The 22054-nt window shown below is 61.2% G+C and carries 19 protein-coding genes, 1 tRNA gene and 1 pseudogene; 12 read left to right on the top strand and 9 right to left on the bottom strand.

Annotated features, from left to right (window positions below):
* Window positions 1–41: 41 nt before the first annotated feature.
* Window positions 42–800, top strand: coding sequence for an enoyl-CoA hydratase-related protein (locus tag SAMIE_RS09910; protein ID WP_066703065.1), 759 nt, complete (start codon window positions 42–44; stop codon window positions 798–800).
* A gap of 68 nt (window positions 801–868) precedes the next feature.
* On the opposite strand, the gene SAMIE_RS09905 is transcribed toward SAMIE_RS09910, so the two are convergent.
* Complete coding sequence (locus SAMIE_RS09905; RefSeq protein WP_066703067.1) at window positions 869–1180, bottom strand: hypothetical protein; 312 nt, start codon at window positions 1178–1180, stop codon at window positions 869–871.
* Window positions 1181–1261: 81 nt separating this feature from the next.
* Window positions 1262–1762 carry a MarR family winged helix-turn-helix transcriptional regulator gene (locus tag SAMIE_RS09900; protein ID WP_066703127.1) on the bottom strand — a complete coding sequence of 167 codons (501 nt, stop codon included), beginning with the start codon at window positions 1760–1762 and terminating at the stop codon, window positions 1262–1264.
* Window positions 1763–1890: 128 nt separating this feature from the next.
* On the opposite strand from SAMIE_RS09900, the gene SAMIE_RS09895 reads away from it, so the two are divergent.
* Window positions 1891–1965, top strand: a tRNA-Gln gene (locus tag SAMIE_RS09895).
* 705 nt (window positions 1966–2670) lie between these two features.
* Here the strand turns inward: SAMIE_RS09895 and SAMIE_RS09890 are convergent.
* A complete protein-coding gene (locus SAMIE_RS09890; protein ID WP_066703072.1) occupies window positions 2671–3792 on the bottom strand; it encodes an IS110 family RNA-guided transposase in 1122 nt (373 codons plus the stop codon).
* A 222-nt stretch (window positions 3793–4014) separates the two neighbouring features.
* On the opposite strand from SAMIE_RS09890, the gene SAMIE_RS09885 reads away from it, so the two are divergent.
* Window positions 4015–4470: a hypothetical protein gene (locus SAMIE_RS09885; protein ID WP_232037415.1), complete on the top strand. Its 456-nt coding sequence runs from the start codon at window positions 4015–4017 to the stop codon at window positions 4468–4470.
* 1257 nt (window positions 4471–5727) lie between these two features.
* Here SAMIE_RS09885 and SAMIE_RS09880 read toward each other — a convergent pair.
* The 4 genes from SAMIE_RS09880 to SAMIE_RS09865 all read right to left on the bottom strand — a co-directional run bounded on the left by SAMIE_RS09880 (window position 5728) and on the right by SAMIE_RS09865 (window position 8713).
* Window positions 5728–6450 (bottom strand): MobA/MobL family protein, encoded by a 723-nt coding sequence (locus SAMIE_RS09880; protein WP_066703077.1) that lies wholly within the window; start codon window positions 6448–6450, stop codon window positions 5728–5730.
* An 82-nt stretch (window positions 6451–6532) separates the two neighbouring features.
* Window positions 6533–7069 carry a hypothetical protein gene (locus SAMIE_RS09875; RefSeq protein WP_126516813.1) on the bottom strand — a complete coding sequence of 179 codons (537 nt, stop codon included), beginning with the start codon at window positions 7067–7069 and terminating at the stop codon, window positions 6533–6535.
* A 44-nt stretch (window positions 7070–7113) separates the two neighbouring features.
* Entirely contained in the window at window positions 7114–7806 is a 693-nt protein-coding gene (locus SAMIE_RS09870) for a hypothetical protein (protein WP_066703082.1), read from the bottom strand.
* Window positions 7807–7906: 100 nt separating this feature from the next.
* Window positions 7907–8713, bottom strand: a complete 807-nt coding sequence (locus SAMIE_RS09865) for a 3'-5' exonuclease family protein (protein ID WP_066703085.1) — start codon at window positions 8711–8713, stop codon at window positions 7907–7909.
* Between the two features lie 340 nt (window positions 8714–9053).
* Here SAMIE_RS09865 and SAMIE_RS09860 point away from each other — a divergent pair, with 340 nt between their 5' ends.
* Both SAMIE_RS09860 and SAMIE_RS09855 read left to right on the top strand, forming a co-directional pair.
* The gene (locus tag SAMIE_RS09860) at window positions 9054–9344 is read left to right on the top strand and encodes a hypothetical protein (RefSeq protein ID WP_232037414.1); all 291 of its coding nucleotides are present in this window, start codon (window positions 9054–9056) and stop codon (window positions 9342–9344) included.
* Window positions 9345–9463: 119 nt separating this feature from the next.
* Complete coding sequence (locus SAMIE_RS09855; protein WP_066703088.1) at window positions 9464–9985, top strand: hypothetical protein; 522 nt, start codon at window positions 9464–9466, stop codon at window positions 9983–9985.
* A 62-nt stretch (window positions 9986–10047) separates the two neighbouring features.
* Here the strand turns inward: SAMIE_RS09855 and SAMIE_RS09850 are convergent, their stop codons facing one another.
* Both SAMIE_RS09850 and SAMIE_RS09845 read right to left on the bottom strand, forming a co-directional pair.
* Window positions 10048–13161: a hypothetical protein gene (locus SAMIE_RS09850; RefSeq protein ID WP_066703091.1), complete on the bottom strand. Its 3114-nt coding sequence runs from the start codon at window positions 13159–13161 to the stop codon at window positions 10048–10050.
* Window positions 13158–13664: a hypothetical protein gene (locus SAMIE_RS09845; protein WP_126516811.1), complete on the bottom strand. Its 507-nt coding sequence runs from the start codon at window positions 13662–13664 to the stop codon at window positions 13158–13160. The genes SAMIE_RS09850 and SAMIE_RS09845 overlap by 4 nt, the downstream gene beginning before the upstream one ends.
* Window positions 13665–13937: 273 nt before the next feature.
* Here SAMIE_RS09845 and SAMIE_RS24120 point away from each other — a divergent pair, with 273 nt between their 5' ends.
* The 7 genes and pseudogenes from SAMIE_RS24120 to SAMIE_RS09815 all read left to right on the top strand — a co-directional run bounded on the left by SAMIE_RS24120 (window position 13938) and on the right by SAMIE_RS09815 (window position 21988).
* Window positions 13938–14300 (top strand): hypothetical protein, encoded by a 363-nt coding sequence (locus SAMIE_RS24120; protein WP_157077777.1) that lies wholly within the window; start codon window positions 13938–13940, stop codon window positions 14298–14300.
* Window positions 14185–15017 (top strand): annotated as a pseudogene (gene istB, locus SAMIE_RS09840) (IS21-like element helper ATPase IstB). Before SAMIE_RS24120 ends, istB begins: the two are co-directional and overlap by 116 nt.
* Window positions 15018–15311: 294 nt before the next feature.
* Window positions 15312–15617, top strand: a complete 306-nt coding sequence (locus SAMIE_RS09835; protein ID WP_066703095.1) for a MarR family transcriptional regulator — start codon at window positions 15312–15314, stop codon at window positions 15615–15617.
* A gap of 135 nt (window positions 15618–15752) precedes the next feature.
* Window positions 15753–17150, top strand: coding sequence for a TolC family protein (locus SAMIE_RS09830; protein ID WP_232037419.1), 1398 nt, complete (start codon window positions 15753–15755; stop codon window positions 17148–17150).
* Between the two features lies 1 nt (window position 17151).
* Window positions 17152–19257: an ATP-binding cassette domain-containing protein gene (locus SAMIE_RS09825; protein WP_126516810.1), complete on the top strand. Its 2106-nt coding sequence runs from the start codon at window positions 17152–17154 to the stop codon at window positions 19255–19257.
* Between the two features lie 44 nt (window positions 19258–19301).
* Window positions 19302–20426: an HlyD family efflux transporter periplasmic adaptor subunit gene (locus SAMIE_RS09820; protein ID WP_232037413.1), complete on the top strand. Its 1125-nt coding sequence runs from the start codon at window positions 19302–19304 to the stop codon at window positions 20424–20426.
* A 218-nt stretch (window positions 20427–20644) separates the two neighbouring features.
* Complete coding sequence (locus SAMIE_RS09815; protein ID WP_083952606.1) at window positions 20645–21988, top strand: tandem-95 repeat protein; 1344 nt, start codon at window positions 20645–20647, stop codon at window positions 21986–21988.
* Window positions 21989–22054 lie beyond the last annotated feature (66 nt).

The following is a 22054-nucleotide window of genomic DNA, read 5'->3' as shown; positions in this document are numbered from 1 at the left end:
CGCCAACAATTTCCTTGGACCGATCAAAAGAGAGGCTTTCGATGAGCGAGGATGTCGCAATCGTGGAGAAGGGCGGCGTGCTGGAAGTGCACCTCAACCGCCCGGACAAGAAAAACGCGCTGACCGCCGCCATGTATCGCGCGATGATCGCCGCGCTCGCCGATGCGTCCGCGCGCGCGGAAATCGGCACCGTCCTGCTCGCCGGTCGCGGCGACGCCTTCTGTGCGGGCAATGACCTCGGCGATTTCATGAAGGGGCCGGAAGGCGGCGCGGCGGCGTTCGACTTCATTCAGGCGATAGCGACGTTCGACAAGCCTCTGGTCGCCGCCGTTCAGGGTCTCGCTGTCGGGGTCGGCGCAACGATGCTGCTGCACTGCGACCTTGTGTATGCGTCGCCGGACGCCCGCTTCGTCATGCCCTTCGCCAATCTGGGCCTCGCGCCCGAGGCGGGTTCCAGTCTGCTGCTTCCGGCGCTGATGGGCCATGCGAAGGCGGCGGCCATGCTTCTGCTCGGCGAACCGATGGATGCGGCGGCGGCGGATGGGGCAGGGCTGCTGACGGCAGTGGTGCCCGGCGAAACACTGATCGACCACGCCCGCGCCAAGGCCGCGCTGCTCATGACCAAGCCGCCGCAGGCGCTGGCCGCTACGAGGCGCCTGATGAAAGGCGATCCTGCCGCTCTCCACGCCCGGATGCAGGAAGAAGCGGAGGCATTCCGCGCTGCGCTGACCGGAGACGAAGCGCGAGAGGCGTTCGCGGCCTTCTTCGAAAAGCGTCCGCCGGTCTTCCGCCGCGGCTGACGGGCGCATGAAAAAAGGGGGCGCTCCTCACGCCCCCTTCCGCCTTTGCCCGTGCAATCGGACGCTGGTCAATTCTTGATGTCTCGCCCGGCATCCTCGATTGCGCTTCCAACGTCATGCTTGGCTTCGCGTCCTTCGCGCTTCGCGTCGGCGGCTGCATTGTCGGCTGCCGCATCGACCTTGTCGGCGCTCCGGTCGATGGCCGCGCCCGCATGATCGAGACCGTTGTCGATCTTCTCGCCGGCGGCATCGAGATTGTTGTCGATGTCGCTGCCCACGGCTGCGCCCGCGTTCGCGACCTTGTCCTCGGTCTTTTCCGAACATGCGGACAGGCCGGCAACGGCCAGAATGGACAGTCCGGCGATCAGGGTTTTACGCATTTTTGGCTCCTCTTGCCCTTGTCATGAAGCGTCTTGGAGCCGGTAAAGCGCAGCAGCGTGAATAAAGTTGCGTAAGAGCAACTATCCGGTGCGCAACCCGAAGACCATCGACCGGTCCGCATCGGGGATCAGCCCTTCAAGAACGCGCCAGAAACCCGTCACCGATCCCTGCCCTGCCTGACCGTAGGCCGCCGCCATCTTCTCCCGCAGCGCCCGGAACAGCGACGCTTCCAGTTCCTTCCCCGCAGGGCTGAGCCGCAGCAGCTTCTGCCTGCGGTCGCTCGTCCCGGTGCGCGTTTCGATATAGCCGCCCTCGATCAGGTCGTTGAGCACCCGGCCCAGCGACTGTTTCGTGATCGACAGCAGGCGCAGCAGATCCTTGACCGTCAGGTCCGGCTGGCGCGAAATGAAATAAAGCGCCCGGTGATGCGCGCGCCCCAGCCCCTGCGCCGCCAGCCCCTCGTCGATGGAACGGGTGAGCGCGGCATAGCCGAAATAGAGCATTTCGATCCCGCGCCTTATTTCGTCCTCGCGCAGGAACAGCGGGGATGCAGGAGCGATCTGGGCATTGGAAACCGACATGATGCGGGGTGATTCCGATGGAAGGAGCCTGACCCATATTGGCGTCATCGAAGCGCCATGACTAGGCTTTCCTTTCGCGAATGACGCGCTATAGGACGTGCCGCACCGGCGAAGCTCGCCGGCCCTGCTGGGGCGTAGCCAAGCGGTAAGGCAGCGGTTTTTGGTACCGCCATGCGCAGGTTCGAATCCTGCCGCCCCAGCCAATCTCACTGAGATCAACAAGCCTTTGAAAATATAGAGAAAACTCTGCGTTTGAACGTCAGTGGCCCGTGCCAAGGCACCTGGCCGTGGCCCCTGCAGAACCAATATGGACCCTATTCTCCAGGTCCGCAAGGAGCGCTATCGGCGAGGCTGCCTGAATCTGCTTGTGCCTGCGATCGACGTGCATGCCAGGGGCAGTGCTTTCGTCTTTCTTTCGCCGGATGGCGCGAATGACTCGAAAGCCGCGAGGGATCGCAAGCCAGAACGAGCCAACTTCACGAAACTTTTCTCCCCTTCAATCTCGGTATCGATTCCGTAACGGAAATGCGGCATTCTGATCATGCAGGCATTTGTCCTGCAGTGCGACCCAAACTTGCCCCGTTCCTGCGCTGAGTAGGCGGGGCTTTTGATTCTCATGTCCGATTTCAAGATTGAGCTCGCAGGTTTTCGCCGCCTCGTTCGGCGTGCAGGGGATACCGGCTGTGCAGGGTCGGACGCGGCGGCACTAAGACGACGGTTGCTCAGACTCTGATACGCGGGTTGGCTACCGCAGGACCGTGGTTCGTCTCGGACCTTCCTGCTGTCTCAACTGGCGCGAGTGTTGCTCGCTGAATCAAATCGAGGGTTGCCCTGACCGGCCACCGCGCCCGACGCTGCACAGCATGAATGAGGAACTTGCGGCTCCTTTTCTGTCTAGTTGAGGTGCGTCAAGCGGCTTGCACCGGGGCGGGAGACTGGATGGCGATTGCCCAGACGAAGGCAGCCAGTTCGCGTGCGATGGCGACTGTCACGACATTCTTTGGCCGCCCCGAACGCAGCATGCGACGGTAGCGCGCGCAGAGGCGGACCTGCGCCTTCCACGCGATGTCCCGCGCCTCCTGGGAGAGATTGGCGCTGCGGCGGAGGAGGTCTCCAGCGACCCGGGCAGGGAGCCGATAGGTCCAGGCGCTTTCCACCAACATGCGGCGGGCCCGGCTATTGCCTGCTTTGGTGATGTTCCCCTGCGAGCGCGTTGACCCCGACGACCGTTCGCGTGGTACAAGTCCGAGCCAACCCATAAGCTGACGAGGATTGGCGAAGCGCCGAAAATCGCCCACCTCCGCAATGATCGTTACCGCTGCGATGAGCGATATGCCCCGCAATGCCTGGATAGCTGCCACCATTGGATGGAGAGACCAGTTGGGCAGCAGCGTCTCGATTTGCTTCTCAAGCCGCGAACGGCGAACCTCCGCCTGCTCGATGGCGCGGTTATATTCCTCGAACGCAATCTGCTGAGCTGGGTGATCGAAACGCTGATCGCCGAGCCAGCGGCGGTGCTTCCTGGTCCAATGTTTGATGCCACCGTTGTAGGTTCGACCATGGCGCAGAAGGAAGGACAGCAGTTGTTGCCGTGCCCGACGAACTGCTTCTACCGCCGAAATCCGAGCCCGGACGAGGTCGCGCATGGCTTCGTGCTCCGTGTCGGGAACCCAGATCGATGTGAGTTCGCCGGCTCGAAACAGGCTGGCCAGAACAACGGCATCACGGCGATCGGTCTTGATCTGGCTGCCGGGCCGTGCTGGCGTCATCGAAGGCGCCACCACGTGACAGGCATAGCCCAGTTCGATCAGCTGCCGATACAGGCCGTAGCCGGTTGGCCCTGCCTCGTAAGCGAAGGCCAGCGGCCCGTGCTTTGCCGCCAGCGTCTTGACCAGTTTGGCCACGGCCTCGGGTTTGCTGGAGATGGTTCCGTAAAACCGCACCTCACCGCGACGACCACCTTCGGCAATCGCGACCGCAATCGTTTCCTTACTTACATCCAGCCCGATAAATGTTGTACTCCGTTCCATGGCTCGTCTCCCATGTCTGAGGCTCTGGTCGCAACACTAACCCTCGATACCGACATGTTCGAGGCGAGCCACCCGACACCACGCTCGGACATGGCGTCTCACCGACAGTGGCTGAGACCTTAGCAAGCACTAATCTCTGCCCGACTTCTCCAAATGCACCATTGAATGGTGCGCCGGTTGCGCTGATAATGGGACTGTTTCACTCTGGACGAGGAGAGTGACATGAAATTAGCGGCCGCTTCCATTGCGTTCCTAATTACGGCATCGCCTGCCTCCAGCCAGACGAACTTGTCCTCCGCCGATCGCGCTGCCGCTTTTCGGGCTGGCGGTTTTAAGCTGGAGCGCGGCCAATGGCGCGCATGTGGTGACCCAGGCACCCCAAGCTATAGCCCTGGAACGATCGAGACGGTGCGGGACCTGAACGGCGACGGGCAAGTCGAGGCGGTCATCATGGAAGGCGGCACCTACTGCTTCGGCATGACCGTCACCGGCTTCACCATCGTGAGCAAACAGGCCAGCGGCGACTGGAAACTGATAACTGCAAGCCACGGCATCCCCAATTTTCTTCGCGCAAAAGGCGTGGGCGGCTGGCCTGACATCGAAATTGGTGGGCCAGGGTTCTGCTTTCCCGTCGAGCGGTGGAACGGGCGGGAATACGCGCTTAACCGCCATCAATAGAAGGCAAGCCCTGTCGCCCTAGGTAGCGAATTCACCATCGCCTCCCCGCTCTAGTCGCGGATATTCGACTTTTCTCCTATCGGATAGCGCTCCGATACATTCCAGGTAGGGCAGCGGCATGGCTTGCCATGGGAAGCTGTCCTCGAAAGCTTCACATCTATGATGCCGCTCGGTTACATTCCTGCCTCTTAGCGTAGTCACGACTCCACCATCATAACGTCTTCGTGGCTCAACGGCCACTGGATGCAGCGTGCTTTTCTCACATTCACCAACAAACGCACTCAGGGGACGCCAGTGGTCGCAGCCGGCGCAGCAGGGGCCATTTTTCCAGTAGAACTGGTCGAGGATCTCCTGTGTTTCTGCGTTCAAATTCACCTCCCTAGTGGGAGCAATGCACGGCTGACGAGGCCATGACCTTGAATCGTCATCAGTGTAACACTGGAGAGCGCTGCAGCTTAGCGCGCTTATGGATAGTCCGTTTGGATGCGATCACACCAGCAGGGAGCGCAGCCGACGTGTCGCGGCGAGGAACTACCGATCATTGAGATTGTTCACCATAGGCAGGCTGATCTGTTCCCCTCACAGAACAGCCTGGAACCTGAGGCCCGCCCTGCCGCCGAGTGGGCCTCTTCGCTTATGGAAAGGCTTGAGCGATGAACCCCCTATCTGTGGAATTCTGCACAGCTCAGGCCGAACATCACCTCAGCAAAGCAGAATTGTGCGATTTGGCCAATGTGCGGGCGATCTGCCTCACCGCCGCCGATTCGTGGATGCGGGAGGCCGAAAGCGCCCGCCGGATTATGGAACGTCGCCAGCGGAGCGCGTCATTCGATATAGGGTAGGTCGCCTCTAGTCTGTTTCACGGTGATTCCAGGCGCGCGTCGCAAGACGCGATCGTCCGTCTTACCGCCATTGTCGGCTGATCCGCCGCAGCAGCCGCCGGCCACGGTGCCATTTCCTTATGATGCCGGTGACACGCTATATAGGGGCTGTAGCAATTACAGGGTTAAGTGCATGGCGTTGACGATCGGCAAAATGGGGACCGGGCCTGACGGCGACGCCATCGAACCACCGGCTTTGGCGGGTTAGCCGGATGGCCGCTGACCGGTGCAACGGCTGATTAGAAAGGCGGATGCACAGCTGACGCTGAGACTTCGGACGGCTCGTCCGGGTCATCTGCAAAGGGATGTCAACCCAATCGTCGTGATAAAGCCCCCTCGGCATCGCTATCATCGCGTGCCGAAGGGGGAAACGTCGTTAGCGGATCAGCGACGGCCAGCAACCGTTGACGAAGAAGCCCGCGCGCGTGAGATCGCGCATGCTGGAACAGCGCCGCCGCCAAGCGAATTCCATTCGTTTCTGCTGCGCCCAGCTGCCGATCCAGTTGGGGTGACGGCGACCATGGCGCTTGTCACGGCGCCAGTAACGTGCGGTCACAATGGCATGCATATGGGGCCTGATGATCCACTCCCCATCGGTGCCTTCCACGGCGTGAATCGCCCACGCCACCGCGGCGCCCTGCTGCACCAGCTGGCTGTGCAGAAAACCTTCACAGAGCCAGCGCCAGTTTTCCGGCCGGACATTGAGGGGGATATCCATCACGGCATGCCACGCCGCGACGGCGGTTGGATCGCGCGTGGCGACGGCCACAGCGTCCGCCTCCGACCAGATTTTATAAGGATCCGACCCGGCCCAGAGGGGCGCGCTCGCTGGCAGCAACAAGCCCGACCCTTTCAGTTCGAAACGACGCGCTGCGAAACGGGCAGGCATGGGGCCGAAGCGGTCGACCGGTTCGCTGTCGCGCCAGATGTAGGCGGTGTTCGCAACCGCCGACTTATACGCAGGCACGCGTCCGAAATACTGCCATTCTTCCGAAATCGGCCTGATCTTGAAGTCCGGCCATTCAATCCGCGATATGCTGCGAGGACGGACAACCAGCTCCCGGCGGGCCTGACGAAGTTGATCCTGGGTGATGAACATATAGGTTTCCTTAAAAACGCGAACGCTGCCCACAGGAGCGGCGCTGGAGGCGTCCTGACGACGCGGTAATTGAAGCGATGGTTCAGCCGACGACCTTGATCGCCTCGGTCGGCAGGGCATCGGCGAGAGGCTTCCCTTGGGGCACGAACTTGTTGCCCGTGAGTTCGATGCCATCCATGTCCACTGCCGCCTTGCGCCAGCGCGCCCAAGCGATCTGTTCGCCGCGGACCAGAAGATGGCGAGGCGGCAACTTGTCGCTGACCAATTGGTTACGCTCGTCGATGCACCAGCGCCTTTCCCCTTGAAGCAACTCGACCGGAGCCCGGTCGCTTGCCGCATAGAGCTGACAGCCCGGCATCCATTCGACGCAGAGAGGCTGGTGCAACACCAGCGATACCAAGCATGGTTCCGGGTCATCCAGTTCGGCAAAGGTCAGATGCAGCATGTCCGTCCGCGTCTGAGTGGCGAGCTGGGTCAGATGCACGATATCGGCGAAATCACGCGGACCGCTGGTGCAGAAGCTCATGGTCTGGCGTGTCGGCTGATGGGGTGGATAACCCATCAGGGTCCGCAATGCCAAAGCCCATGCCTGACTGCGTGCGAGATAAGGGTGTGTCATTCAGATACTCCAATGTTCAGGTGACGGCATGTCAGCCGGGGATTTCACTTTTTCCGCTCTTCACGGATCCCGATTTCACGCCTTTCCGCTCCAAGTGCGCGGGGCTCGCTCTTAATCAAATGGATGCTGCTACGGCGGCGCATCCAGGCGACGGTCTCGTCTTCCGCGTCCAGACCCATTGTCTGCGCCTGCCGTAGGAAGAGGAGCCAGATGGCCAACGCCTCCGACCCGCAGTCAGCGCGCAAGAGATCGAGTCGGCCGACGCTCCAGTTGCCGAGCAAGGCATCTGCGGTCATGCGCGGCGAAGCGATGGCAGCCTCTCCCGCAACTTCCCACAAAGCAGATGCCGCTGCGCCGCCCCGGTCGATCGCCAGATCGACGACATTGTTGCGGAGCGCCCGGGCGAGGCGCAGCGTGAAATGGTGCGCGATCGTCGCGTCCGCATGAGCAGCGGCATCGAGCAGCGCTGGCACCAGCCGGTGATCGATCTGCCAGCCGATCAACGTGTCCGCCAACGGCAGCCGGTCGGCAAGCCAGAGTAACAGGTTCTGCTCTTTCTCGCCTGCGGCGATGATGGCGGCCTCGCTGCTGAACCGCCAGTGGGAGCTATCGCGTGTGGCAATAAATAGCCCCGCGCCGATCAGATGCGTGCCCGGCGCAGCATCGCTTTTCGCGGCGGCGGGTATGGAAACGGCAGCCACAGTGAGGGAAACAAAGGTGATGGGATCGTGGGTCATAAACATGTCCTGATATGCAGGCGCGCGCCATCACCCCCGGGGACAGCCGGAGCGATGAGCGCGCGCAAATTGGTCTGGATGGAGGAGGGGTGAAGCCGACCTAGCGGGCGGCGAACGCGGCTTCGTCGCGCTCCCGCCTCCGCCGAAGCTCGGCATCAGCAAGGGCGGCCTCTGCACGCAGCGCCGGCGCACGGGAGCGCGCCCATAGGGCGGGACGGCAGGTCGCAAAGGGTTTCAAGTGCTGAAGCTTCGGCTCGCTCTCGATCCATACGCTGAGATCGGCCAGCGGCAACGCTATCAGCCGTTCATCACCCTGCCGCCAGGCTATGGCATGCAGGTAGACAAGGTAGCTCGCTAGCACATCCTCCTGCACATACCGTGCCACCGCCCTCACATCGCCCTGTCGCCAAAGATCACCAACATCGGCCCCGGACACGCTGGTCTTCACCGGAATGTCCAAGGCGTTGCAAAGCTCGGCAAGCGACGCCCCCCTCCCGCCATAAGCATCGAGAAGATCAAGATGGTCGATGTCGTATCTGCCCGCTTCGGCGATCCGGGCAATATTGCGCAAGTCGTAGAGGCCGTGGCGCTGAGCCTGTAGCCGAAGCACCTGCGTGTCGAATCCGCGTCCGTTCAGCGTTACCGCCATTGATCCGGAGGGGAACAAAGCGTCGGCCTTGCGCAGGAAGTGCTCCTCCCCGCCCTCGCGGCAGATGAATGTGTTAAGGGTGAAGTCATGGTCCTGCCCTTGGCGGTGGGCGGTCAGAAAAGAGCCAGCTACTGGCTTGTGCCGGGGCCAAGGCGGGAAACTGCCGTCCGGCATCTCCTCATCGACGATTGTTTCGAGATCGAACACCGTCACGTGCTCGTGCGGATATTGAAGCGGCGGACGCTGCCACTGTCGCATTTCATTTACTCCATGGGGACGCACCGCCGGATAGCGGTCGCGGACCGGAGCCGCTGGGCGGCGTCTTGCCTTTTCCCTTAACGATCTCCGGTTACGGAAAACCCGCTATGGTGGGACTTCAAATCTGGTGATCCGCGTATGGCGCGATCGCCTGACACCAGCGCAATATCGCGCGCCCTCTTCCCTGTGGCTTTTCCACAGTGACTGCATGACTAGCCGATCATGCCGCGACGCAACTCCAATCATCGCGATATCGCCGCGATAGTGCCAATCAACGCCGCACCAGATCCGCATGCACGAGGTGGTTTGCTGCAGCGTTTTCGCCTCCTATAATTCCCGCATGGATGGCGAGCCCGATCAGAATGAAAAATCAATGGCGCCGACACAGCTGGCAATGATCGCTGAGTTGCTGGCGGCGGTGGGCTCAATGCTTGCGGCAAGGGCCGCCCGCCGTCGTGGCGGACCGGGCGCGATGCGTCGCGCGAGGGCCATTGCAATTGCTCTCCTCTCGCTGGTCGTCGCTCTATCACAGGACGGCGATATCGCCGCGATGCGACGAGGCTGGGCAACGACCGCTCGCCGCTTGCGGCGACATATGGCTCAGCCTCCGGCAGGCTGGACCGCACCTTAACGAGGCGAGGCTTAGTCGCGATATCGTCGCGGCACTAGCTGAGAATAGGGCGATGCTGTCCCAGCCGCTGCGATATCGCGGCGATCACGACGGCGCGGCCCTGCCGATAGGAGGCATTAATGGCCAGACATACCGAAGAAGATTTTGCCCGCGCGAAGAGGGAGATTGCCAAGCAGCCCGGTCATAGCGGCGAAGTGACCAATTATCAGATCGCCCTGCATCTAGAACGCTCACCGGGTGGCGGCCTCTATAAGCAGCTGGATGAATGGCGTGCCGGCAACCGCTCTGCTGACACAAGCATGCCTAGCGTGACGCAGCGCGGAGTAGTTGCAACGATGCAGCAGGTGAACGACGATAATTGGTCGGTCACCATCACCTTGCCCCGCGATTTCGCCGAGCCTGACACGGTTGCGATGTGTCAGGTTTATGCTGAACGGGATAGTGCCTATAAAGAAAAGGAACGGCTGGCCGCGCTACTGGCGGAATCGCGATCGCGGGAAAGGGTCTTGGTCAACGAACTCGCGGCTCTGCGCCTTTCGCGCGACTTCCATTCCGCGCAGATGCAGCTGGCAGCAAACAGGTTGAGCGCCGGACTCAGGCCCTCTCGCCCGAAGCGGCTCGTGGAACCCATTACGGAATAAGCACATGAACGGACGCGCTCCGGCTGCAGGGCGACAGATCTGCCGATCCCGCAGGAACTAGTCTAGCGCTCCAGTTCCGCCGGACGCGCGGAACGTGGATCGCGCGCTTTACCTTTGCCCTGCTCAAATGCCCGCTTGAGCAGGGCGCCGATATTGGAGTGCTCCTGAAGAATTTGAAGGCTCTTCTGATCATCATCGGCCCAACCAGGCGCAATAAGCTGGCCGTCCCGAAGCTTATAGTCGCCGCGGTTTTGCTGTATGTCCTCCAGCAATTCTTTGAGCGGTCCATGAGGCTGGCCATCAGGTGCAAAAAAGCGTCCCGTGTCCTGCCGTTGCTGCACGACATCCCGCCTCGCTGCGCGAGTAGGGGCTTGCCGAGGGCGTGGTGCGTCGATGGATGAGGGCAAGGCTGTAGGCGCCGTCGGTAGCTGCATGGGAAGGCTGATGTGCGTTTCGACGGGGTTCCCGTCAGACCGGCTTGGACGCATCTGCCGAATCCACGATCGCCGTTCAGCCTCTCGCTTCCGTTGCTCGGCCGGTGGCAGCTCGGCTACGCTCTCAGCCATCGTGGCATCGACATGATCTTTGAAGGGAACTCCGCCTGGAAGGTCCGAAGAGAGAGGTGACAAGCGGGCAAATGAGTGGCGGACATCAGTCCACGGCAAGCCCTGCTGGAGGAGTTTGGCCGCAATCTCGCGATCGATCGATCTGTAAAGATCATGCCGGTCTGCCGCTAAATCGACCGGCCGCTTGGGCAATATTTCGCTATAAAGGTTTGCCCAAGAACCGTCGCTCGCGCTTTCCTCTCGCGCTGCCCGCTCCATCCTATCTAACACGCTAAACCGAGATGACATTTCCGCCTCTTCAGCGGCCCGAACACGATTTTCATCCGCTCGCCGCTTGATGTCCGGTTGTTCGAGGGCTGCGTTGAGCATGGTATCAGCCCAGTCCGTCGGCCTCGCATCCGATCCGAGGATCGCCGTCGCCGGAGTCCGCGCAGCGATCACCTTCCTGACGACATGCTCGCCGTAACATGCCTTATCGTTCAGCACCTCCTTGATTGCGCCGATTTCGATGGTGCGTGCCTGGCGCTCGTCAATCATTTGACTTACTGGGAAATCCTGTAACGCCGACCGCCAAGCCGACAGATATATAGCTGTGGCATAACTGTCTTCCTGACGCTCCTGTGCCGCTGCAACAAGCTTCGCCCGAAGGTCGGCAACTCGTGCCGCTGTCGCTTGAGCCTTGAGACGATGTGCCGCGAGCGCACCGGACATCCCTCGGTTCTTCTCGGCTTGAAACTCCGCTGCGGCACGTGTTCTTTCTTGCTCATGCCGCTCGTGCAGATCGCCCAGAACCGCTCGGACTTCCGGCTCCCCCTGCCACCGCAAATGCGCATGAACGCCTGCCGGAAGAGCAGCGATGTCGATCGCCATTCGCCCATCTCGCATGCCAAGGGCCGCACTTCCTCCAACAGCATCGCATAGCGATCTTATAGCCAGGCTTTGCCTCTCTGCCGCGATCTGGAAAATCAGCAGGTGAGCCGGGTCGCTTATCAGTTCTTGCGCCTCCCTCTCTGGCTGGAAGCGGTCGATGATGACCCGGCCGTGCACGACCCGTATACGGTGCCCAGCGCTGTCGAGCCGCTCAATCAACCGCTTGGCCAAGTCGCGTGCTTTCCGCGCCAGCTTCCAGCCGGTCATTTTGCTGCGATGCAAAGCCGCGGCTTGGATCCGAACCGCTTGCTTCCGGGCAGGTTCCACACTGTCGCGCAGGTTGGCGACGAGCCCAGACAGCTGTGCACGAAGCCGTGCAGCATCCGCCCGGATTGCCCTGGCCGCTTCCGCGAGTTTGGCAATCTGGGCCCTGTGCTCGTCAAGAGCCTGTCGTCGCGTTTCAGAGGTCTTGGATAGCAGATCCTTTCGGACCTCAGCTGCAGCGGCATCGCCTTGGTCCGCACGTTGCGCCACGAAGTCAGCAAAGGTCGGACGAGCCGCCTTTGGGCCTGCCTCCAGAAGCGCGAAATCCCGATCGGCCTTGATCAGCGCTAATTCGCCAGACCGTTCAGCCCGAATGTCGCGATGCAGGAATTTGTCCGGTTCATCGCTCAGCCGCGCATCGAACTCCGCGATAATTCGCGCCCTGGCCCGCTTATACTGATTAAAGGCAAGATTCCGACGTTTTTGCGCGGCCTGCCAATGTTGGTAATGCAGGTGAAACTGGCGCTGCGTGGCACGCCAGTGGTCATTGCGGGATTCGATGTTGGTTTTGCGGAGGTTGACGGCGGCCTTATATTCAGGATGCCAGGTGAGAAACGGCATGTCCGCGCTGGCGTCGAGCTTTTGCATACCGCCGAGGTCGAATGCCGAAACCTTCACAGCGTCCTTGCTGTTGTTGATGCTCTGCACCATGAGGCCGCGCACGCGGCCCTTCACCTCATGGGGTCGCAGGACGAGCGCGTGGACGGCCAGCGCCGCAGCGCGTTCTTCCCATGTGGGCAGAGCCAGCGCATGGCGAACCTCATGGAAGAAACGATCCTGAAGCGGGACCAGTCCGGTGCGCGTCAGATGCTCCTGCTGGGCACGGCTGATTTGCGGTTCATCCGAATTCCGGGCCGCCCTCTTTGAACTGAGCTGGCGAAGGCCCCACTCGAGCTCAATCTCACGTGCCAAAGCGGTAAGCCGCCAGGCTAACTGGCTGTCCCATGCCCGACCCTCAACGGACCGCTTCGGCATATGGCGCGCTGCCTCGGCAGTCACTTCCCGGCGATTGACCTTATCCCAGAGAAAGCGCGCGGGAACCTTGCCTTCGTCGTCAACCTCGCACACGACAAGATGGAGGTGGCCATTATCCTCATGGTCATCCGGTTCGTCGTGGACCACCTTGATATGCGCGCGCCCCTCAAGCCGAGCGACCTTCAACATCCGATTGCCCAATTCTGAATATTGCGCATCCGTAAGGGACCGCTCCGCGCGGGCAATCAGATGCACCACAGGCTTGCTGCGTCTAGGATCCCGCGCGGCATCATAAGCCAGCTGGGCAGCGAAGGTGCGATGATCGAACAGACCCGGCGCCTCAAGCACGCGGGCGTCGGCCTGGCCGGCATATTTGCCGCGCCGGGTAACATAGTCGATCACGCCACCGAAGCAGCTGCCCCGGACGACCTTGATAATCATGGGCGCACTGCCTTGTGGATGGCGTCAATCGCCTCCTCCAACCGCGTGCCGATCCGCGCTTCGATACGGCCGATATCGGCAGTGACGCGCTGGGCGGCTAGCGGAAGCTCATTCCGGACACGCTCCCGATGCTCGTCGGCGATGAACACGGGGTCGATGCGGTCCAGCCATTCACGCAGGCGGCGAAGATCACGTTGCATGTCGCGCAGGTCGGATGCGACGTTGCCAAGTAGCGCGAGCGCCTCCTGTCCGCCGGGCATGGCCATCGGCAACCGCTGATGTGAGGGCCGAACCTTGCCCCGACTGCGCTTTGGCTGAGCGGCCATGCCGGTGATCTGAGAGCGCAGCCAGTCTTGTCGGGCATGCGGGCCTTTGAAACCCATGTCCGCAATGGCTGCATCGAAAACGGCCATGTCCTCTGGCGACAGCCTCAGGCGAAGGTCCTCGCGGCGAGGCCGATGCCTAGGGGCGTGGTCGCCATCCTTATCCAGCGGGGTGGTCATGCCGACCCCCCATACTTGGGGTGGGTTCGGGAGGGGGAGTGCCCCGCCTGACGAGTAAGGTCGTTCCACCGCCCCTGGCGACAGAGCATAGCGACAGAGGCAGGGGCTAAAGTGGTGGACACGACATTACTCGCTTACTGTCTTATTTCTTACGATCTCATATTAGTCTGGGGATACCAAGGACTTCGTGCGCGGTGTCGATCCGGACACAAAAAAAACGTTTTGCGAAGAAAAAACCTCATTCCTGGATAAGCAGAGTCCAGACGATGTGCGATGCACGACCGGTTGTGCAGGGCGGTGACAAACCAGGCCATCCCGATTGAGGTGGTCACCTTCGCGGTGAACGAGGCGATCCACATCGGCGCCATCGGCTTCGATGCGAGCAAGCAGATCGCGCTGGCGCGCATCCAGCGCCGCACCGCCCGGCTCGATCTGGCCTCCTATCCGCACCTGCCCAAAATGGAGGTAAAGATGCGACGCGCGCCGCCGACTATGCCACTCTCCTGCCGGAACTGGCAGCATGAGCAGGGCAGCGGACGACAGGATGTCGGCCGGCACGACGGCGTGCACGCCGCAGGTCCTGCTCGCGCATCACCTCAATCAGATCAAGCTGCCGACGGTCCTGCGCGAGTATGAGAAGCTGGCCGGGGAATGCGCGCGCCATGGCGTCGATCACACCCGCTACCTGCTGCGCCTCGTCGAGCTGGAACTGATCGACCGGGAGCGCCGCACGGTCGAGCGCCGGATCCGCGCAGCCCGGTTCCCGGCGATGAAGAGCTTCGACACCTTCGACTTCACGGCTATCCCCAGTCTCAACAAGATGCTCGTCTTGGAGCTGACGCGCTGCGAATACATCCTGCGGCGGGAAAACATCATTGCGCTGGGGAACAGCGGGACGGGCAAGACCCACCTCGCGCTCGAGCTGGGCCTGGCGGCCTGCCAGAAGGGCTTCACCGTCGCGTTCACCACCGCCGCGGCGCTGGTGAACCAGTTGATGGAAGCCCGCGACGAAAAGCGGTTGCTCAAGATGCAGCGCGACCTTGCCGCCGTGAAGTTGCTAATCGTTGACGAACTGGGCTACGTTCCGCTCTCGTCCACGGGTGCGGAACTGTTATTCGAAACCTTCTCGCAGCGCTACGAGGGGGGATCGACGATCGTCACGTCCAACCTGCCGTTCGACGACTGGACGCAAGTTCTGGGTCCGAGCGGCTCACCGGAGCGCTGCTCGGCCGGCTTACTCACCACGTCAGCATCCTGACCATGAACGGCGACAGCTACCGCCTCAAGCAGTCCGCTCACCGCCGCCGCGCTGCCAGGGCGGAGCAAAAACCAGGCCACTCCCGCCCACGCTAGCGTCTGATCCGCCGCAACGGCAAATATGCAAAGGGCCCCAAGCGAAGCCCTTTGCACATCATCCGCGCTCAGACTCAATGGCCTGCTTTACTCCGCCGTGCTGGTCTGGAATCTGACCGCCGTTAACAACCGGAACGCTTAACCGACGATCAGCTCCTTGCGTTATCCGCTGCCGCCTTCTTCACTGCCGCGTGCCCCTCCGAAAAAACATGCCGGCGGCGACATTTTATGTGTGACATTTACATATAAACTTTATACGGACCTTCCCACCCTTGGAAGATCAGGCAATCGGCAATGGAGGACGACCACACTGAAGACCTGCTGATGATCGACACCGGCGATCCGCGCTGGCGAGAACTGATCGATTTCGATGCGCGGCTTTTTAGGAAGAAGCAGCTCCGGCTGCTCACTCCCGAGGCGAGGGTGCTTCTTCGCCTCATGATTGGAGGGCCGCTTCGCGTCAATGAGGCGATGGAGGTAGCCGCTACATCCTACAAAGGCTTTTACGCAGTGCTCGAGCGCCTCAAGCGGGCGGGACTGGTTAGCCTCACCAAGGATGAGAAGGATCATCGCGCTCGCAATCTAACGATCGAACGCTAGCGCGCCCTCATTTCTACTTACATTTAGCCAGGAAACTGAATTTTGGACCGCAAAGCTTTTGCTCGTTCGTCTCGGGGAGGCGCGTTAGGTGCGATCGCCGTCATCTGCGCGGTTCAATTCGTCGGGTCATCTGCCATGGCGCAAGGCGGGGCGCCCATCGGCGAGACAGGAGCAAGCGGGCTGCCTGTCCAGCCATTGGTCGAGACGTCTGCCTCTGCGCTCCCCGCAGCTAGTGCGGCAGTGCAGGCAGACACGGAAGCCAGGCAAGGTCCTCTTGTCCCCTATGGTCCGCCAGCGCCGAAGGTCGAGAAGGGTCATTTACCAGAGATTAGCTGGACAGAGCCGCCCCCCCAGGTGCCGCGCGCTCTAGACCAGGCCGTCAACATCGTGACGCGCAACTATCCCTCGGCGAAATCGGCTCGTGCGGCGCTCGGCGCTGCAGCAGCCGACGTCCGAGCCGCTAAATGGCGCCGGTTCCCCAGCTTGACCGGCAATTTGGCCTATCTCGACGCTGATGCTTCGCCGGAACCGCAAGTAGTTGCCGAGCTTCCAATATGGTCCGGCGGGCGGCTCAGCGCGGACATCCGCCGCGCGAAGGCGGCGGAAGACGTGTCTGCCTCCTCCTATGTCGAAACCGTGGTGACGCTTGCCCAAACAACGGCCCAAACCTATTTCGACGTCGTGCGCCTTGCTCAGCGAGAGCAATTGCTTGCCGAGAGCTTGCAAGAGCATCAGCGGTTGGTCGGCACCATGGAACGGCGGGTCGAGCAAGAGGTGAGCCCCCTTGCCGACCTTGATCTTGCCCGGTCGCGGGCGGCCCAGATCGAACAGGACTACACGGTCACCCGCGCTCAGCGCCGGTCTGCATTGCGGATCCTGGCAGAACTTATCGCCGACCCCGCTTATGATCTCGGTGCAATCCCGAAATATGAGGTTGTCGAACTGGCAAACCGGACCGCGTTAGAAGAGCAGGCCGTAGGTTACGACCCCGAGTTGCGGCGCCTGCGCGGTCTGGTGACAGTTGCCGAAGCTGACCTGCGCGCCAGCAAGGCGTCGATCCTGCCACAATTAAATGCGCAGTATTCTTATGATGATGTGTTTGGCAGCAGAGTCGGGCTTGTCTTGCGGCAGCAGACCACTGGCGGCTTGAGCCAAATATCCGAGGTCGAAAGATCGCGGCTGAGGATCCAGGGCGCGCTCGAGGATGTGCGCGTGAGCGAACAGCAACTCCGTCGCGAGATCACGAACGATCTCATCGAATATGATGCGGCCAGGGCGCGCGCTCGAATTTCCACGGGAGCATCGGAAACGGCGGCCCGCGTCAGCGAGAGCTACATGCGTCAGTTTATCACCGGCCGGCGATCATGGCTCGACGTGATGAACGCTTTGCGCGAGGCCGTTACGGCGCAAATGGGCAGGGTGGATGCCCAGGTCACAGCGATGTCCGCTGCCGTGCGGGTGATGCTGCGAAGCGGGCGCTGGCGCCCAACATTTGAACAGTCGGCTCAGCTTGCAGCCGGTGGGGGGAATTGACGTGACGAACGCAATCGTTGCAGCTATTGCGACACTCGCTCGAATGCGACGGGTCGATCTGCGACCTGACTGGGCCGATGCTGCCCGCGACATCAGTGGTGACGACCCGGCGACGCTTGACCTGGTTTGCCAGACAATGGGCTGGGCTCCCCCAACGCCCTATGTGGAAACACCGCGCGCGCATGAGTTCCCGCTGCTGGTCTACCACCCCGATCACGGCTGGGCAGTGGCCGAGCGGGTGGAGAGCGACAATCGCTTGAGCATCGTCAAGGAGGGCATCAGCACCACCTGGCGCGATGCCGACCGAGCGCACCTTTATGACTTGGTCATCCCGCTCCCTGCGGGCCGCCAGACCTTCACAAGGGCCATCGACGTGTTCAAGTCGGCGGTGTTTCGCCGGAAGCATGCCATTTTCTTTGCGATACTCGCCACATTCGTCGTTAATCTCATCGCCCTGGTGACCAGCATCTACTCGATGCAGGTTTACGACCGCGTGGTGCCGCGGGGCGCGTTCTCGACGCTGTGGGTCCTCACGGCCGGCGCGATCGTGGCCATTCTGTTCGACTTCATCCTTCGCGTAGTGCGAGCAAACATGCTTGAGGATGATGCGGTCAAAATCGACACTGAAGTGTCGGAATTCTTTTTTTCGCGGACCGCGGAGGTCCGACTGGACGCCCGGCCTCCGTCGATCGGCACCACGGCTGCGCAGTTGAAGGGGCTGGAGCAGATCCGGGCGATGTTGTCATCCTCGGCGTTGTTTGCTCTTGCCGACCTGCCATTTGCCATTCTCTTCATCGTCGTAATCGCCAAGCTCGGCGGCGTCATCGCGATCGTTCTGGCAATTTCCTTCCCTCTGGCAATTCTGGTGGCCTTGATTTTCGCCTGGCTCATTCGCGACAACACGGGCAAGGCGCAGGCAAGTGGCAACCGCAAGAATGGTCTCCTTGTAGAGGCGTTGGACGCTGCCGAAACCATGAAGGCCAATCGGGGCCAATGGTTCTTGCTATCACGTTGGAACCATTTGCTCGAAGAGGTGCATGCAGCGGAATTGCCCGTGAAAAGGCTGCAGGCGATGGCCGGAACGATCTTCGGCACAATCCAGCAGATCGCCTATGTTTGCCTCATCGCCTGGGGTGCGGTCGAAGTATTTGAAAATCGCATCTCTATGGGTGCGCTGATTGCTTGTTCCATCCTTTCGGGCCGGGTTAACGGGCCTCTCCTCGGCCAGCTTCCCTCCCTACTCGTGCAGTGGACCTACTCGAAAATATCTCTGCAAATGCTGGATAATATCTTGCAACTGCCGGTAGATCGGCCACCGCACGTGGACCAGCTCCGCCCCAACCGCCTTTCGCCCACCCTCTTGTTCAACAATGTCTTGTTTGCCTATCCCGGACAGCGCAGCGGCGTCGTTATCCCACGGCTGGAGATTAACGCGGGCGAACGGATCGGTGTGATTGGCGGCATAGGCTCTGGCAAATCGACGTTGCTCAAGCTGATGGCTGGACTTTATGCCCCTGCGCAAGGGCAGATCCTCATGGATAGGCTCGATATGGGCCAGATCGCAGAGGATCTGCTGCGCGCCCAGATTGGCTATCTGCCGCAGGACTATCGCCTCGTGAACGGCAGCCTTCGCGATAATCTCACATTGGGCCTTTCAGATCCGGGCGACGATGAGATCATGGAAGCAGCGCGAGGAACGGGCCTCGCCAATCTTATCACGGCGCATCCTCGCGGTCTTGACCTACCCATCAGCGAAGGTGGGCGGGGACTTTCCGGCGGGCAGCGGGTGCTGACGGGGCTCACGCGGCTCTTCCTCGCCAAGCCAAAGCTGATCTTGTTGGACGAGCCGACGGCCAATCTCGATGTAGATACCGAGGCGCTCGTCCTGCGCACGTTGCAGGCGAGCCTCACCCTCGACACCACATTGATACTGGTGACGCACAAGCTCCAGCTACTGAACCTCGCCAGCCGAGTTTTTGTCATGGCCAATGGTCAGATCGCCCTTGATGGTCCCACGGGCGAGATCCTCAACCGGCTGAAAAAAACACCATCAGTGCCGCAGCCCGCCAATCAGGTGGCGGATGCATCGAAGGGGGCACGCGCATGAAAATCTCTCCTGCTTTCCGAAACCGATGGCTCCGACCATCCTCCTTGATCATCATCGGGATCATAGCCTTCTTTTCGCTCGCCTTGATCTGGTCCTTCTGGGCGGAGCTCGATCAGGTGAGCCGCGCGCCCGGTCAGATCATCCCCACCGGCCGGGTTCAGGTCATTCAGAGCACCGACGGCGGCAAGATTGCGAATATCCTTGTTCACGAAGGTGAGGCCGTGAAGAAGGGTCAGTTGCTGGTCCAGTTGGATGACACCAAGATCAGCGCAGCAGTCGGCGAAGCGCAGGGCAAGGTCGCCTCGCTGATGTCAAGCATGGCGCGGATCAATGCCGAACTGTTCGACCGACCACTGGAGTTTCCCGCGGAAGTAAAGCCGTTCCCGGATTTCATGGCCAATCAGACGCTGCTCTACCAGAAACGGCGGCAGGCGCTGCAGGATCAGCTTGCCTCACTGCGCGCCATGCTCGGGTTAATGGAGCAGGAGCTGAACATGAACATGCCATTGCTCCAACATGGCGACGTCAGCCGGGCCGATGTGCTGCGATTGCAGCGCGGCGTCTCCGACATTCAGTCGCAGATCGTGAATGCGAAAAACAAATATATCCAGGATCTCCAGGCCGAATATACCAAGACGGAGGAAGATCTCGTCACCGCTCGGGAGGTGCTCAATCAGCGCAGCGATGCGCTTGCAGATACCCGCATTGTGGCCCCGGTGGATGGCATCGTGAAGAATGTTCGACTCACCACCATTGGTGGCGTTTTACGGCCGAGCGACGAGGTGGTCAGCATCGTACCCACCGGCGATCAGCTGATCCTGGAGACCAAAATGCCACCCAGCGACATTGCCTATGTCAGGGTTGGGCAACCCGCCTCCGTCAAGTTCGATGCTTATGATTCGTCAATCTACGGATCAGCGCTCGGCAGGGTTACGTATGTTAGCCCCGATACGCTCGCTGAGCAGAGCCCGCAGGGCGAGGTTTATCATTACCGGGTCCACATCATCGCGGATCCGCGCCCAATGAAGCCTCATCTGCGAGGTGAGAAAATCGAGATTCAGCCTGGAATGACAGCGACCGCCGAGATCCAGACAGGGCGAAACACAGTATGGCACTATCTGACAAAGCCGATCAACAAAACCCTGAGCGAAGCCATGACGGAGCGCTAGATAAATCGACCAGGGCGCGTCGCCGTAGGTTCGCTTCACCGCGTTTAACCTCAGTGCGATACTGCATATAGCCGCCGATCTATACCTTGTCCGCCCCCAATACATTCAAATTGGCAGCATTCCGGCTCCAGTTGCGCTTGGTTCAAGGCGAATGCCGTTGCTAGACCACCGCCAGCGAGGACCATCTCGCCTCGGTTCTAGCCCATATTGGGGGAAAAATGACAAAGAACGTAACGACGGCGACAGCTGCACGAGCGAAGGTGCTCGGCCGCGCCAAAGACCATCATGACAAGCAGGCTGCACAGAAGCAGGCCCATGACGAGGCGGCAGCTGCAGAGGCCGCAGCCTATCATTCCGCTGCCGTTCTGCCGCAGGGTGAAGCCGATGAGCTGCAGCAAGCGGTGCCTGGCACGCTCGCGCCTGACGCGTCGCTCGCCGGCGATTTCTCGTTTGCTAACGTCATGGCCGATGTGTCCGGTTCCATGGCCGGTTCCGCTGGAATGTTCGGCGGCGAGGCCTTCTCCTTCGCCCAGGCTTCCGGCGGCGCGGACGCCGGTGCTGGCGTCGGTGGCGGTGGCGTCAGCACTCCGCTGATCATCGGCGGCGTCGTTGCAGCGGGCGGTCTGATCGCGATTGCGGCGTCTGGTGGCGACGATGATGACAATGACACCGTGGCTCCCCCGCCGCCCCCGCCGGCCAACACTGCGCCGACCGTTGCCGCAACTCAGACCGTGGCCGGCACGGAAGATGCTGCTGCGACCGTCACTGTCTCGGCGACTGACGCAGAGAATAACGCGCTGACCTATTCGGCCGCGGGCGCCCAGAATGGCACCGTAACGGGTGGTCAGGATGGCGTATTCACTTACACGCCGAACGCGAACTTCAATGGCACGGATACCTTCACGGTGACTGTGACCGATTCGGCTGGTGCTTCATCGACCCAGACCGTCACCGTCAACCTTGCGGCTGTGAACGACGCACCGACCATCGATGCGTCGGCCACGAGGGCCTTCTCGGTTGTATCGGGCGCCTCGCAGGCTTTCACGATCAGCGCGTCGGACGTTGACGGGGATGCACTAACCGCTTCCATCAGCCCCACTGATGGCCCGGCGAATGGCACGATCGATCTGGCGACCAACACCTATACCGCGAATGCGGGCTTTGTCGGCACCGACGACTTCACCATCCAGGTGAGCGACGGCACCGCAGTGACCGAATACACGGTCACGGTGAACGTCACCGCGCCGCCGTCGACGGGCGTGACGATCAACGCTGCAGGAACGAGCGACGCTTCGGCGGGCGACGTCACCTACACGGTGGAAGCCGGCAACTATGTGCACACCATCAGCGGCTTCGGTGCGGGCGACGAGATCGTCAGCCCGGCTGGCAATCCGGGGACGCTCAACAACAGCGACTTCACCGATGGCCAGGCGACTATCCAATATGCCAACAGCGGACAGGTGACGCAGATAGTGCTGACGGGTCTTACCCGGGCGCAGGATGAGGCGCTGTTCGGCCCGAGCGACCTGAATACTGTCTTCGGCGCAGGCACCTTCGCCTGATCCTGGTGTGATCCCGCCCCCTCTAGGGCGGGATCATCGTCGTCACAGTGCAATAACCTTCCTAAC

This window comes from Sphingobium amiense (genome assembly GCF_003967075.1).
Classification (GTDB): domain Bacteria; phylum Pseudomonadota; class Alphaproteobacteria; order Sphingomonadales; family Sphingomonadaceae; genus Sphingobium; species Sphingobium amiense.
Note: the sequence above shows the minus strand (reverse complement) of the source record. Positions and strands in the feature narration are given on the sequence as shown.

What these genes read in the sequence shown, in the direction of transcription:
- SAMIE_RS09845 (WP_126516811.1), bottom strand. Translation starts at nt 13,664, where the DNA reads ATGACCACCCCGCTGGATAAGGATGGCGACCACGCCCCTAGGCATCGG.
- SAMIE_RS09815 (WP_083952606.1), top strand. Translation starts at nt 20,645, where the DNA reads ATGACAAAGAACGTAACGACGGCGACAGCTGCACGAGCGAAGGTGCTC.
- SAMIE_RS09885 (WP_232037415.1), top strand. Translation starts at nt 4,015, where the DNA reads ATGAAATTAGCGGCCGCTTCCATTGCGTTCCTAATTACGGCATCGCCT.
- SAMIE_RS09870 (WP_066703082.1), bottom strand. Translation starts at nt 7,806, where the DNA reads ATGACCCACGATCCCATCACCTTTGTTTCCCTCACTGTGGCTGCCGTT.
- SAMIE_RS09860 (WP_232037414.1), top strand. Translation starts at nt 9,054, where the DNA reads ATGGATGGCGAGCCCGATCAGAATGAAAAATCAATGGCGCCGACACAG.
- SAMIE_RS09855 (WP_066703088.1), top strand. Translation starts at nt 9,464, where the DNA reads ATGGCCAGACATACCGAAGAAGATTTTGCCCGCGCGAAGAGGGAGATT.
- SAMIE_RS09830 (WP_232037419.1), top strand. Translation starts at nt 15,753, where the DNA reads ATGGCGCAAGGCGGGGCGCCCATCGGCGAGACAGGAGCAAGCGGGCTG.
- SAMIE_RS09910 (WP_066703065.1), top strand. Translation starts at nt 42, where the DNA reads ATGAGCGAGGATGTCGCAATCGTGGAGAAGGGCGGCGTGCTGGAAGTG.
- SAMIE_RS09890 (WP_066703072.1), bottom strand. Translation starts at nt 3,792, where the DNA reads ATGGAACGGAGTACAACATTTATCGGGCTGGATGTAAGTAAGGAAACG.
- SAMIE_RS09900 (WP_066703127.1), bottom strand. Translation starts at nt 1,762, where the DNA reads ATGTCGGTTTCCAATGCCCAGATCGCTCCTGCATCCCCGCTGTTCCTG.
- SAMIE_RS09875 (WP_126516813.1), bottom strand. Translation starts at nt 7,069, where the DNA reads ATGACACACCCTTATCTCGCACGCAGTCAGGCATGGGCTTTGGCATTG.
- SAMIE_RS09835 (WP_066703095.1), top strand. Translation starts at nt 15,312, where the DNA reads ATGGAGGACGACCACACTGAAGACCTGCTGATGATCGACACCGGCGAT.
- SAMIE_RS09850 (WP_066703091.1), bottom strand. Translation starts at nt 13,161, where the DNA reads ATGATTATCAAGGTCGTCCGGGGCAGCTGCTTCGGTGGCGTGATCGAC.
- SAMIE_RS09905 (WP_066703067.1), bottom strand. Translation starts at nt 1,180, where the DNA reads ATGCGTAAAACCCTGATCGCCGGACTGTCCATTCTGGCCGTTGCCGGC.
- SAMIE_RS24120 (WP_157077777.1), top strand. Translation starts at nt 13,938, where the DNA reads ATGCACGACCGGTTGTGCAGGGCGGTGACAAACCAGGCCATCCCGATT.
- SAMIE_RS09880 (WP_066703077.1), bottom strand. Translation starts at nt 6,450, where the DNA reads ATGTTCATCACCCAGGATCAACTTCGTCAGGCCCGCCGGGAGCTGGTT.
- SAMIE_RS09865 (WP_066703085.1), bottom strand. Translation starts at nt 8,713, where the DNA reads ATGCGACAGTGGCAGCGTCCGCCGCTTCAATATCCGCACGAGCACGTG.